This is a genomic window from Enterococcus sp. DIV2453a (assembly GCF_050533535.1).
GTDB lineage: Bacteria > Bacillota > Bacilli > Lactobacillales > Enterococcaceae > Enterococcus > Enterococcus faecalis.
The window spans coordinates 1,883,341-1,896,351 of record NZ_CP172899.1; the positions used below are offsets into that span (position 1 = coordinate 1,883,341).

At 36.2% G+C, this 13,011-nt stretch carries 7 protein-coding genes; 2 read left to right on the forward strand and 5 right to left on the reverse strand.

What is annotated here, in order from left to right:
• Positions 1-9: 9 nt before the first annotated feature.
• The 5 genes from IGK03_RS09285 to IGK03_RS09305 form a co-directional block, all read right to left on the reverse strand.
• The gene (locus tag IGK03_RS09285; RefSeq protein WP_002370392.1) at positions 10-1,476 is read right to left on the reverse strand and encodes an ABC transporter substrate-binding protein; all 1,467 of its coding nucleotides are present in this window, start codon (positions 1,474-1,476) and stop codon (positions 10-12) included.
• Between the two features lie 23 nt (positions 1,477-1,499).
• The gene (locus IGK03_RS09290) at positions 1,500-2,423 is read right to left on the reverse strand and encodes a carbohydrate ABC transporter permease (RefSeq protein WP_002359877.1); all 924 of its coding nucleotides are present in this window, start codon (positions 2,421-2,423) and stop codon (positions 1,500-1,502) included.
• Positions 2,424-2,434: 11 nt separating this feature from the next.
• Positions 2,435-3,391 carry an ABC transporter permease gene (locus tag IGK03_RS09295; RefSeq protein WP_002356852.1) on the reverse strand — a complete coding sequence of 319 codons (957 nt, stop codon included), beginning with the start codon at positions 3,389-3,391 and terminating at the stop codon, positions 2,435-2,437.
• A 536-nt stretch (positions 3,392-3,927) separates the two neighbouring features.
• Positions 3,928-8,088, reverse strand: coding sequence for an isopeptide-forming domain-containing fimbrial protein (locus IGK03_RS09300; protein ID WP_202334871.1), 4,161 nt, complete (start codon positions 8,086-8,088; stop codon positions 3,928-3,930).
• Positions 8,089-8,562: 474 nt separating this feature from the next.
• Complete coding sequence (locus tag IGK03_RS09305; RefSeq protein ID WP_002395516.1) at positions 8,563-9,378, reverse strand: MerR family transcriptional regulator; 816 nt, start codon at positions 9,376-9,378, stop codon at positions 8,563-8,565.
• 66 nt (positions 9,379-9,444) lie between these two features.
• Between IGK03_RS09305 and IGK03_RS09310 the strand changes: the two genes are divergently transcribed.
• Both IGK03_RS09310 and IGK03_RS09315 read left to right on the forward strand, forming a co-directional pair.
• Positions 9,445-11,172 (forward strand): ABC transporter ATP-binding protein, encoded by a 1,728-nt coding sequence (locus tag IGK03_RS09310; RefSeq protein ID WP_002359874.1) that lies wholly within the window; start codon positions 9,445-9,447, stop codon positions 11,170-11,172.
• 52 nt (positions 11,173-11,224) lie between these two features.
• On the forward strand, positions 11,225-13,003 hold the full coding sequence (locus IGK03_RS09315) for an ABC transporter ATP-binding protein (protein ID WP_010729996.1): 1,779 nt from the start codon (positions 11,225-11,227) through the stop codon (positions 13,001-13,003).
• The last annotated feature ends 8 nt before the right edge of the window (positions 13,004-13,011 follow it).

A 13,011-nucleotide genomic window follows, 5' to 3' on the forward strand; every position in this document is an offset into this window, starting at 1 on the left:
CTCCTGTGATTATTTTTGAGATTGGATATATTCGTCTAATTGTGTTTGCATTTCTTTTTGAACTTTATCCCAGCCAGCTGTTTTTAGGTCATCCATTAATTTTGGAAGTGTTTCTTCTGGATCAACAGTTCCTGTATTTAAGCTTGCTGCGTAACGATTCATAACTGTAGCAACGTTAGTGATTTCAGTTTTCACTTTATCATTTACAAAAGTAAAACCAAGAATTGGTGAATCTTTTGCTTCTTCGATGCTCTTATCACGTTCTTTAACCATTTCTTCAGTGACAGATTCTTCTGGCCAAATGATTAAGTTGTTTCCTGTGTTCCAAGCACTCAAATGAGTTGTTGGTGTGTAATCTTTCAATAATTTCACGCGATCATCGCCAACTTTTTCATATTGTTTGCCTTCTTCACCATAAACAAGTCCGTTTAACAATTCTGGATTGCTGTTTAATAAACCTAACAATTCAACAGATTTTTCTTTGTTTTTAGACGTATTTGCAACAACATAGTTAGCCATTTGCGCTTGTGCTGTTGTTTTTAATGGTTCTGTTAGTGGACGAGAAACAAGTGGTTTGCCAGCAGCTTGTGTTAAGATTGTATCACCATAATCCATAGGTCCTTGTGTTTCTTGACGCATGAACCAAGTATTGGTATTTAAGTCATATGGTGTTGTACTTGTAGCAGCATCTGTTGGAATCAAGCCATCTTTATACCATTGATGTAAGACTTTTAAGTTATTAATCATGTCTTTGTCGGCATATTGGTTAATAATTTTTGGTGAGCCAGTATCAGTTGTTTTCACTGCAAATGGATATTGGTTACCAATAGGGAAGTCATAATTACCTGTTGCAAAGAATGTTTGGCCGATAGCAAAAGCAGCAATATTTGGTTCTTTTTTATGGAATTCTTTTAGAACTTCCGTTGCACTTTCATAACTACCATCGACTTTACTAATATCTAAATTGTATTTATCGACATATTCTTTATTAAAAGTTAAAACTTGTTGACCGTAAGAGTTACCTAAAATTGGGAACGCATACAGTTTTCCATTGATCGTATTTCCTTTAATATAGTTATCTGGCAATTGATCATAGGCTTCTTTGGCATATTTAGGTGCTAAATCAGTTAAATCAGCATAGGCGCCTTTTTGTGCATTCGTTGCATAATTTTGTGCTAATGAAATATCATAGCTTTCACCAGAAGCAACGATTGTTGACATTTTTTGGTCCCAATCGCCCCAACCAACAAATTCCATTTTTAATTTTGCCCCAATTTTTTTCTCGATAATCTTATTCGCATTATCGATTAATTGGTCATAATTATCTGGTTTGTCCCCAACACGATACATTAATAACGTTGGTGTACTATCATCACCTTTTGACGCTGCATCTTTTGAAGATTTACCGCACGCGCTTAATCCTACAGCTAAAGCTGCTGCGCCAGCTACGGCTAATCCTTTTTGCCATTTTTTCATTCCTTATTTCCTCCTGTACAATTTTATTCTTTCACGCCGCCGATTGTTAAACCACCCACGAAATATTTTTGGAAGAATGGGTAAGTTAACGCAATTGGTAACGTAGATAAGACAACAATCGCCATTCGAGCCGATTCACTTGGTAGAACGCCTAACCCTTCTTGTGCTGCTGCACCCATATCCGTACTTCTTGATAAGAACTCTAAGTTGTTTTGAATTTTCATCAATAAATACTGTAATGGTACCAAGGTATCTTTTTGAATGTAAAGTAACGCATTGAACCAATCGTTCCAATAACCCAAAGCCGCAAACAAACTAATTGTGGCAATCCCTGGAACGGCTAGCGGTAACACAATGCTGACAAAAATGCGCATTTCACTTGCGCCATCAATACGTGCTGATTCAATAATACTGTCAGGCACGGTTTTCTTGAAAAACGTTCGCATCACTAAAATATTAAATGGTCCTAAAGCTAAAGGCAAAATTAACGCCCAAATTGTATCTTTCAATTGCAATAAGTTTGTCATTACTAAATAGTTCGCAACCATCCCTGGTGAAAATAACATTGTAATTAAAGCAAACAATGTAAAGAATTTTTTAAACGGAAAGTTGGAACGAGAAATGACATAGGCATATAATGACGTCATTGTTGCATTGACAATCGTCCCTGTCACCGTAATGAAGACCGTTACCCCTAAGGCATGAATAATGCGTTGACTCATTGCCCCTTGGAAAATGTAACGATAGGCCTCCAATGAAAATTCTTTTGGCCAAAACCGATAGCCGTTTGCTGCTAATGATCCTTCACTTGTCAATGAAATCATAATAACAAAGAAAAACGGAACCACACAGGAAATAGCAAAAATAGCAATGACAATATTGAAAATCAAATTCGCTGTCGGGTTGAAGGATCGAACGTTAACGCTAGTGACTTTTTTCTTTTTCATAATCCTTCCTCCTAAAATAGTGCTGAATCTGGTTCAATTCGACGAACAACTAAATTCGCAATTAATAATAAACATGCCCCAACGACAGATTGATATAACGCTGCAGCTGCCGTCATGCCTACATCACCAGTAGCCGTTAAGCCATTGTAAATATAGGTATCTAACACACTTGTCACGTTGTAAAGCGCACCTGAATTTCTTGGTACGATGTAGAACAAACCAAAGTCTGCTCTGAAGATACCGCCGATGTTTAAAATTAATAAAACAGACATCATTGGTAAAATTTGTGGAATCGTAACATTTTTTATTTGTTGCCATTTGTTGGCACCATCTACCATCGCTGCTTCATAGTATGTCGGATCAATCCCCATCACAGAAGCATAGTAGATAATACTGTTGTAGCCTAGACTCTTCCAAACATTTAGGAAGACAAAAATTACTGGCCACCAACGTGGATCTGCATACCAGTTAATCATTGTGCCGCCATTACCAGTAATCCATTGATTCAAAATCCCTTTATCTGGACTTAAAAAGGCATAAACAAAATAGTTAATAACCATCCAAGATAAGAAATATGGTAGCAATGACATCGTGTGATAAACTTTAACCAAGCGACGATTTCTTAATTCACTCATAATAATAGCAAAAGCAATCGCAAAGAATAAGTTAAAGGCTAAAAAGACGACATTGTACAAAATGGTGTTTCTAGTAATTAACCAAGCATCTTTTGACGCAAATAAAAATTTAAAGTTTTCAAAACCAACCCAAGGACTTTCTCTTAGACTAGCTAAGAAACCATCTGGTGAAATATGAAAATCTTTAAATGCGACCACATTGGCTAAGACTGGTATATAGAAGAAAAATATAAACCAGATAAATCCTGGTAACGCCATAAGGATTAAGGCCTTATAACGCCATACATTTTGAAAAAACCCGTTTTTCTTCTTCATTCGTTTCGCTCCTTTCATAAATATAATAGCGTTTTCATAATATCTTTTTAAGGAACAAATTATAGGATTTGAGAAACAAATTATAGATTTTGTGTCATTTAAGGTAAAAATTTGCCGAATTGACCGTTCTTTGTGAAAACGTTTATCTGATATTTTTTTTACAACTGTTTAAGAACCTTAAAAATAATTGGATAAGCCTCACTCATAAAGCGATTTTGCTAGTGTGTATTTGTTTTATAAAACCTGAGAACTTGATAGTTTCACAAAGGTTATCCTCTAATTATTTTTGAGGAGGACTATTTTTGAATTTTATCCGTAAAAACACTAGAGCAATTCGTTTAATTGTAGTTTATTTTTTTGCAGTTTTAATGCAAGCTGGTTCTTTATTATTACTAGCTATTTCACTACTATTTTTCTATTTGACTTTATGCACACACAATATGTTGGGTTTCTTGTTATAAATCAAAAAGAGTTGGCGACATAGGTCATTTTGACTTATGTTGCCAACTCTTAAATTTTCAGCTAATTAGTCGTTCTAAAACAATCGATTTTGTTTACTCCTCTTTTTCTTTGTTTCTCTTTATAACATAGAGAATTAATACAATTAAGATCAGTCCTACACCCAGATACGCAAATATTTTTTGGACTTTTTCTCCTGTTTTTGGTAAATAGGATGATTTAGACGTTTCTTTCTTGTTTATGGCAATTTCATTTTTACTATTTTTTGTAGGTTTGTTCTGGTCTGTAACAACTTTTTTTGTTTCCTTTTTATTTTTCGCTGGTTCTTCAGGCGTAATGGGCACTTCTGGTTCTTCGGGTGGATTAACTGTGTCATCTACTTTGGCTTTGTTGAGAATTATTTCGCCTGCCTTGGCTTCTTCATTAACGATCACTTTAAAACGAATACTCCGTTCTTTCATATCGGTGATACTTGGGTATTCCGCTGTGATTGTGCCGTTAGCTTCTTTCAAGCTGGTTGGTTTTGGTTCATCACCAACACTTGTTAGGCTATCTTTGACATACGTTAGTCCTTTGGGTAGTTGGTCTGTGATAACTACTTTGTTTAGGACGCCGTTTTCGACAGTGTTGCGGAAGCTAATGGTGTACTCGATAGTTTCGCCTAGTTTTGGTTTAGCGTTATTAACGGTTTTTGTTGCGGTTAGTTTGCCTTCTTTTATTCGAGGTGTGATTGGTTCTTCGGGTGTAATGGGCACCTTTGGTTCTTCTGGTGGATTGACTGTGTCATCTACTTTGGCTTTGTTGAGAATTGTTTCGCCTGCTTTGGCTTTTTCGTTAACGATCACTTTGAAACGAATACTCCGTTCTTTCGTATCGGTGATACTTGGGTATTCCGCTGTGATTGTGCCGTTAGCTTCTTTCAAGCTGGTTGGCTTTGGTTCATCACCGACACTTGTTAGGCTATCTTTGACATATGTCAGTCCTTTGGGTAGTTGGTCTGTGATAACTACTTTGTTTAGGACGCCGTTTTCGACAGTGTTGCGGAAGCTGATGGTGTATTCGATAGTTTCGCCTAGTTTTGGTTTGGCGTTATTAACGGTTTTTGTAGCGGTTAATTTGCCTTCTTTTGTTCGAGGTGTGATTGGTTCTTCGGGTGTAATGGGCACCTCTGGTTCTTCTGGTGGATTAACTGTGTCATCTACTTTGGCTTTGTTGAGAATTGTTGCGCCCGCTTTCGCTTCTTCGTTAACGATCACTTTAAAACGAATACTTCGCTCTTTTGTATCGGTGATACTTGGGTATTCCGCTGTGATTGTGCCGTTGGCTTCTTTCAAGCTGGTAGGTTTTGGTTCATCACCGACACTTGTTAGGCTATCTTTGACATACGTTAGTCCTTTTGGTAGTTGGTCTGTGATAACTACTTTGTTTAGGACGCCGTTTTCGATGGTGTTGCGGAAACTGATTGTGTACTCGATTTCTTCCCCTAGTTTTGGTTTAGCGTTATTAACAGTTTTTGTTGCGGTTAATTTGCCTTCTTTTACTTGAGGTGTGATTGGTTCTTCGGGCGTAATGGGCACCTCTGGTTCTTCGGGCGGATTAACTGTGTCATCTACTTTGGCTTTGTTGAGAATTGTTTCGCCCGCTTTGGCTTCTTCGTTAACGATCACTTTGAAACGAATAATCCGCTCTTTTGTATCAGTGATACTTGGGTATTCCGCCGTGATTATGCCGTTGGTTTCTTTCAAGCTGGTTGGTTTTGGTTCATCACCAACACTTGTTAGGCTATCTTTGACATACGTTAGTCCTTTGGGTAGTTGGTCTGTGATAACTACTTTGTTTAGGATGCCGTTTTCGATAGTGTTGCGGAAGCTGATGGTGTATTCGATTTCTTCCCCTAGTTTTGGTTTGGCGTTATTAACGGTTTTTGTTGCGGTTAATTTGCCAGTTACCTGTTCGTCCGCAATTTTTGCTTCTACTATATTAGAAGTTTCGTTGACTTTTGCAGATGTTAAAATATCTACTGCCTCAACGGTTGCGCTATTAGGCACTAATTCATTTGCTTTTGCTCGTTCATTTATCTGCGCTTTAAATTCGTAAATTGTTTCAGCTGTATCAGCTTTGTAGCTACCTCCTTGTGTAGCAGTTGCACCATTGCCGACACGGACTATAATTTGTTTATTGGTTTCATCATATTCAGCTTGATCATCGCCTGAAGCATCCGTTTTTTCACCAGAATTTGGTCCACTAATAATTTTTAAAGAGCCTGGCAAATAATTTAAGCGACCATCTAGTGCATCCTTCGAGACTGAATTTATCGCTTCTGAATCAGCTTTTGTATTTTTTAGTGAGACACGATACGTGATTGTTTCACCAACTTTGTAAGTTTCTTTTGGTTCCACAATTTCTTTCTTAATTTCAAATTCAGGTGTTTCTGCGTTTACAGCAAAACCAATCGCATTCGTAGAATAATCGTCACCACTACTTGTTGTTCTAAAATTAATTTGGTTTTGTCCAGCATTTAAAACACCTTCGGGAATTGCCATACGATCGATATCAATATCTAAAAAATTAGGATGATCCGGCGCAAATTTTCCTGGATACTTATCTACCATATGTTCATCGTTATCTGTCACAGTTGCGTTCATAGCATTATTAACTGGATTGAGCGTGTTCGAAATATTTACCCAAGTTCCTGCGCTATTTTTAATTTGTGCGTTGTCTCCAGTCCAGTATTTATCTCCTTGAACAGTAAACCAGGTCACAATTGGATCAAGATTTCCTTGTTTTGCTGTTAAAAAGTTGCTCATAGTAAATTCATTATTAGTTCCAGCAGCATTGCCACGTGCTCCATAGTAAATACTAAAAGCTCTTGACTTACTTGCCTGATCCTTTGTAACAACAAACAAACTCCAACCACTAAAGTTATAATATTGATATTGACCATTTAAACTACTTGTCATAGGAATATCTGCTAACGTATAACTTCCTGTCGCACTTTTATCCCCTTGTAAAATTGAAGTTACATCTGCATAATTAGAAAATCCAGTATTATTGTATCCGAAACGTTGTCCTGGATTTGTTGCATCTTGATCGATACGATGGTACCTTTGGGGCGAAACGCGCTGTACGGTTCCATTTGGTGTTGTAAATTGAACTGGTGCACTAATTTCTTCATCAGAAAGATTTGTTCCGTAAGCAGGGCCTTTATATCTAGATGCACTCCAAAATAAGCCCGCCCAAGCAATCTCTTTTGCACCATTTAAATCAATATAAGCCCGACTAGAGTTATACGTATTTGGATCATTGTCAACATCTGCAAATTCTAAAGGAAAATTGTTAATTGCATAACCACTACTTGCTCCTCGTGTGTTTAAAAATGTTTGCGCAGCCGCCGTACTTTCATTCGCAATTTTTAAGTTGGTATTTCCCGTTGAAAAAAGTTCTCCTTTATGAACGCTTTGATAAATCGGTGTATTAAACCCCCGACCAGGTGTTGGTGGCACTAACGGACCAGTAGGTTGCGCCTTTAATGGAGGTTGCTCAGGACTTTCGGTAGCCTGCGTTAGTGCAGTCTCTTGAATACTTTCTGTCGCCTTTCCTGCTTCAGGCTTTGTTTCGTTACTAGTAGTTGCGGTCATTTCATTTGTAGAAGAGGCTGTTTCGCTTGCCTGATTTTCTACTTTTGTTTCTGAAGTTTCCTGTTTTTCCTTCGAAACAAACTCTTTATCTGCTAGCATATCTTTACTAGGTAAATCAATTACTAGTGTCCCTTTTTCATTATCTTCTATTAGTACGCTGACCAATAACTTGCTCGACGCTTTTGTAGTTATTTGCCCATTTATGGTAATCTTTCTTGTCGAATTTGGTTGAAGGTTAAGCAGTTTAATATCGGTTGTTCGATCTTTCTCATTTGTTTCAACCTTTGCTTGTTCTTCTAAAGACGTAGGTCCTCGCTCTTCGCTTAAAGTATCTAATACAAATTTGATTGGACTATCATTGTTATTTTTTTGTTTTAAAATGAGATTTTTGATTGGTACATCTCGTGTATTTGTTACTTCGTAAGTGACCGTTTTAATATCTTCTTGAGACGATGTATCTTCTATTTTCCCTATTACTTTGAGCCCGTCTTTTTCAACAGTATTCTCAGCATCACTTGTTACTTCTTGAGCAAATGCGTTCATCATTGGTAACAAATTTAAAATAAACAGCATGGTAATCATAAGGTAACTCACAAAATTTTTAACTGCTCTATTCATTTACATTCTCCTTCGTTCTTTTCATTTACTTAAACAAATCATCTTCAAACAACTTTTACAATTACTAATTGTTTCTCAATATCCACCTCCATAAAATACTTTTCAACCTTCAATTCTTTCTTTATTTAGCTACAACAACTTTTTTTAACGTACGATTTTCCGTTTCTCCTTATAATCAAAAAGTAACACATTATATTAGCTAAAAAAAGAAAAAAAACCCGATATTTCAACAAAAAATAGCGAATTAAATAACACGTTTTATATGAAGCAAATATATTGACTTTCCCTAAAAAAATACAAATATAGGTAAGTTCTAGCTTTAAGAGTAATTTTTTTATTGTTTTCCCTTTAATAACATTCGTTCTAAATTGTTTTAAAAACTAAAACTTTTTTCATGTAATTTTCATTACATTTACCAAAAAAAGAAACTAGCTTAGCTACATTTGCTATTGCTAGTTCCTTTTTTTAATTGTTTTACTTTTCCCCTAAAATTTCAATCCAACCATAATAATATTCAATATATTGATTTTCCTCTTCTAGTTGTGTCAAGATATGCTCCCCGACAACGATGCCTGTTTCAAATCCTTGTTTTGCTAAACGCTTTTTTACTTCTTCGATATTATTCAAACGGGTATCTTGTGTATTGACTTTTAAAATAAAGCCTTTGTATTGGCTACTTGGTTCTTTGAGCCAAATCACTTTGTCTAAACTTTTTTTATTCACATGATTTGCCAAACAAATCCCATACGTCAATTCATTGGATTCACTTAAATCCCCGTAAATACCTAAAGTTGAAATGTGTTCCATGTAAACTTTCATCTCTTCTGGATCCTCAATATCAACAACAACAATTTTATCAAAAGGAATTGGTTCATCTGAAAAAACCAATGTTTCTAAATCAATTAACGCATGTAAATGTAATTTTCTTTTCTTGATTTCTTTGTATTTATGCTGAAGCCTTTTTATTTCTTGCCCCAGTTGTTCTTCTGTTGCTTCCATGGTGGCATAGAGATCGGTAGGAGTCTTTTTATATAAATTCAACATATCTTTGATAGGAATCCCCATTTTTCGATAAAAATCAATATCATATATTTTGAACAAATCTTCTAAATCAAAGGTTCGATATCCGTTTTCTTCATTGCGTGTTGTACTAATCAACCCTTGCTCGTCCCAATAACGAATCGTGGACTTAGGGATATTTAACAACTCAGAAACATCTTTTATTGTGTAATTTTTTTCCATACTGTTCCCTCCATCAAAAAGTTTAGCATTTCTACTGTTGACATTCAAGTTACTTGAACGTGTACAATGACTCTTTGTAACAGCTAAAACGGTATTGTTTAAGGAGGAAATTTCATGAAATTAATGAAAGAGTTTATTAAAGAAAATAAATGGATTGTTCTTGCGACAACTTTAACCATCTGTTTGCAAATCGCAGGAACCCTTGGCGTCCCTAAATTAGTTGGCAAGTTGATTGATGTGGGCATCGTTAGCGGTGACCAACAAGTAATTAAAACGATTGGCATACAAATGTTTCTTGTGGCATTCATTGGAACAATTGCCGCAATTATTTCTAGCTATTTGTCTGCTTTAGTAGCTGCTAAGTTTGGTTTTCAAGTTAGAGGATTGTTCTTTAAAAAATTTCAACAATTCTCGATGAAAAATGTTGATAAATTTGGTTCAAATTCTTTGCTAACTAGAATGACCAACGATGTAGACAATGTTCAAACAATGATTGTGCTGTTTTGCCAATTAATCTTTCCAGCGCCTATTATTAGTTTATTTGCCTTAGTGATGACATTTTCTTATTCAGTTTCACTCGCTTGGGTAACATTGGCTTCCATCGTATTTTACTTAGTCGTTGTTTATTTTTTAATGAAAAAAGGTACCCCTTTATCTTTAAAAATTCAACCAAAAATGGATCGAATTACTACGACTTTACGAGAGTTCTTTACTGGAATTAATATGATTCGTGCGTTCAATAATCAAGACTTTGAAGAGCAGCGAACCAATCAAACATTTAAAAATTATGCTGAACGCATGAGTAAAGTGAATCAAATCTTTGCTTGGATTACTCCCGTTGCCTTTTTATTAATGGGCGTTGTGTACGCCTCTATTTTGTGGTTTGGCGGTAATTTAGTTGCAGTAGGCACCCTACAAATTGGCACCGTTACAGCTGTGATTGAATATACGCTTCTAACTTTGGCCTACTTAATGATTGCGGCTATGGTATTAGTTGTCATTCCACGGTCCGTTGCTTCCTTGAATCGCTTGCAAGAAGTTTTGTCAGAAGAAATTGAAATTAGCGATCCTCATACTGAAGCAACCATTGCTTATCATCCTGAGAAAGCCTTGATTTGCTTCGATCACGTCACGTTTCAATACACAGAAACAGCTGATCCTGTTTTAGAAAATGTTAGTTTTGTCATCCCTAAAGGAAAAACAACGGCGATTGTTGGGGCAACTGGCGCTGGTAAAAGTACTTTAGTTAAGTTACTTTTACGAATAAATGAGGTCACAGCCGGCACGATTAGCTATTCTGGCACAGATATCCGCTCATTATCTCAGCAAACGATTCGCCAAGTCATCAGTTATGTGCCACAAAAAGCCTTTCTTTTCAGTGGGACAATCTTATCAAACTTATTAATGGGAAATGCCAAAGCAACTACAGAAGAAATAAGAACGGCACTAGAAATTTCACAATCTTCTGAATTTATCGATTCCTTACCACAAGGGATTGAAAGTTTCGTAGCACAAGGCGGGTCCAACTATTCTGGTGGTCAAAAACAAAGAATGTGTATTGCACGAGCCTTAATCAAACCGGCAGACGTTTATATTTTCGATGATAGCTTTTCCGCATTAGATTACAAAACTGACGCCGCTCTACGTGCCGCTTTACATGCACAAATGTCGGACAAAACTTTACTCATTGTTGCTCAACGGTTAAGTACAATCATGAACGCTGACAATATTATCGTCCTAGATGAAGGAAGGATTGTTGGTCAAGGCACCCACGCTGATTTACTTACCACTAATAGCTATTACCAAGACTTTGCTAAATCGCAAGGTATCTTACCCAAGTAACTAAAGAAAGGATGTGACTGCTTGAAAGAAAGTTTTCTTTTCAAGCCATACAATGAAAAAAACAATGAATCTTCAAAGCTTTAAACGTTTCTGGAAAATGATTAAACCTGAGCATCCAATCTTTTATGGTCTAATGATCTGCAGTTTAATTGGAAACTTATTAATTGTTGCCATGACCTATATTATGGCAATCGGGATTGATAACCTCTTAGAAGCTATCAAGCGTGTCGGGCTCAAAGGCATGACACTTCCTTTAGTTGAAGAAGCACTCTTAGGTCCCGTCTTACTTTTAATTCTCTTTTCAATCATTAGTAGTATCACTTCTTTTATTCAGGAACGAGCAATGGCTTCTTTAAGCGAACGGGTTACTTTAAGAATTAGAAAAGAAGTGACAAAAAAGTTTAAAACTTTACCAATGGCCTTCTTTGACAATCACCAAGTGGGCGATATCATTAGTCGTTCAACAACTGGCTTAAACCAATTGTCACAAGTTCTTTTAACAGGCATCAACCAATTTTTCACTTCCGTCGTGACTATCCTTTTTGCAGGAATCATGTTGTTCTATATTGATGCAAAATTAACCATTTTAGTGTTGCTCCTAATTGGCGGCAGTACTTTCATGACGACAAAAATCGCGAATAAAAACAAGGTGTTTGCTGATCAAAGTCAAGCTGAATTAGGTCAATTAAATAATAAGATGGAAGAATATTTAGCAGGAAATTTGGTCACAAAAACCTTTAATCAACAGCAAAATGCTGAAAAAACAATTGATGCTGTTAATCAACAACATTATCGTGCCTTTAAAAAAGCACAGTTTCTAAATTTTGCGATTTATCCAGCTATTCGTTTTATCAATCAGTTGGCTTTTATTATTAGTGCTATCTTCGGCGCAATGCTCGTTTTATCTGGTGGTATTACGATTGGTTTCTTGCAAGCATATTTGCAATATATCAACCAAATTTCTGAGCCGATTTCTACCGCTTCTTATGTCATTAACTCAATTCAAGCAGCGATGGCTTCCATTGATCGGATTTTTGTTATCTTAGATGAAGCTGATGAACAGCCAGAAGCAACTCATTTAGAAACTATTTCTTCTCCTAAAGGAGCCATTGAATTTAAAAATGTTCAATTTGGCTACACACCAGAAAAAATTTTAATGAAAAATGTTGATTTTTCTGTTCAACCGAAAAAAACAGTGGCCATTGTGGGACCCACCGGCGCTGGTAAAACAACATTAGTTAACTTATTAATGCGTTTCTATGAAATAAATCAAGGCGCCATTACTTTTGATGGGATTGATATTACGAAACTTTCTCGACAAAATCTAAGAAATTTATTTGGCATGGTTTTACAAAACACTTGGCTATTTGAAGGAACCGTAGCAGATAATATTGCCTATGGAAAAAAAGATGCTTCTCGTGAAGAAATAATTGAAGCAGCTAAAATTGCTCAATGTGATCATTTTATTCGGACCCTTCCTCAAGGATATGACACAATTATTTCTAGCGAAAATGGTGCATTATCACAAGGGCAACAACAGTTATTAACCATCGCCCGAATCATTTTAGCAAATCCGCCCGTTGTTATTCTCGATGAAGCAACTTCGAGTGTGGACACACGAACAGAAGCCCATATTCAAAAAGCGATGGAAACTGTCACAGAAAATCGAACAAGCTTCGTTATCGCTCATCGATTATCTACGATTGAAAATGCTGATTTAATTTTAGTGATGAAAAATGGCGATATTATTGAAAAAGGAACGCATCAGGAACTATTACAAGCTCCGACTCTTTACGCCAGCTTATATAATAGTCAATTTCAAACCACTTAAAAAGAACT

Excerpts from the sequence above, each read along its gene's own strand:
- IGK03_RS09295 (WP_002356852.1), bottom strand. The coding sequence starts at position 3,391 with ATGAAAGGAGCGAAACGAATGAAGAAGAAAAACGGGTTTTTTCAAAAT.
- IGK03_RS09300 (WP_202334871.1), bottom strand. The coding sequence starts at position 8,088 with ATGAATAGAGCAGTTAAAAATTTTGTGAGTTACCTTATGATTACCATG.
- IGK03_RS09315 (WP_010729996.1), top strand. The coding sequence starts at position 11,225 with ATGAAAAAAACAATGAATCTTCAAAGCTTTAAACGTTTCTGGAAAATG.
- IGK03_RS09285 (WP_002370392.1), bottom strand. The coding sequence starts at position 1,476 with ATGAAAAAATGGCAAAAAGGATTAGCCGTAGCTGGCGCAGCAGCTTTA.
- IGK03_RS09310 (WP_002359874.1), top strand. The coding sequence starts at position 9,445 with ATGAAATTAATGAAAGAGTTTATTAAAGAAAATAAATGGATTGTTCTT.
- IGK03_RS09290 (WP_002359877.1), bottom strand. The coding sequence starts at position 2,423 with ATGAAAAAGAAAAAAGTCACTAGCGTTAACGTTCGATCCTTCAACCCG.